Consider the following 513-nt stretch of genomic DNA (forward strand, 5'->3'; position numbering starts at 1 on the left):
CCCCCTTTTTCAGGGTCCGGCCGATCGTGGAGTGATCCAGCGGCGGGAGCCCGTCGGTGAGGAGAACGCGTTTCTCCAGCAGCCGCAACGACCACCGGTCATAGCCTTCCGGGGGTTTCGTGCAGGCCAACGCGATCACCCGCGCCTCGACATCCCCGGTCACCTTCGCCGGCACCGGCGGCGCGGCCCGCTTGCGGCGGCCGATCACCTCCTCGACATCCCCCGCCGACTCGGTGAACCGCTTCGCAACCAGATACACCGTCTGCACCGACACCCCGGCACGTTCAGCGACCACACGCCGCTCCGGCACCACGACCGCGTTCTCATCGAGATCCAGCAGAACCCTTGCCCGCGTGATCATCCGCGCCGGATGGGTGCCACGCGAGATCACCCCGGAGAGCTTCGCACGATCCTCCGTCGACAGCGCGACAACATGGTCCTTGGGCCTGGGCATGACAGACGACTCCTCCCGATCAAGTATCAATCAGGACAACCCAATCCCAACATACACAA

General features: G+C 65.5%; 1 protein-coding gene. It reads right to left on the reverse strand.

The genetic code is table 11. The annotated features are described in order from the left end of the window. A partial coding sequence (locus IEX31_RS18555; RefSeq protein ID WP_188744858.1) for a helix-turn-helix domain-containing protein occupies positions 1-454 on the reverse strand: 454 nt, incomplete at its 3' end. Positions 455-513 lie beyond the last annotated feature (59 nt).

Source organism: Agromyces bauzanensis (genome assembly GCF_014645655.1).
GTDB lineage: Bacteria > Actinomycetota > Actinomycetes > Actinomycetales > Microbacteriaceae > Agromyces > Agromyces bauzanensis.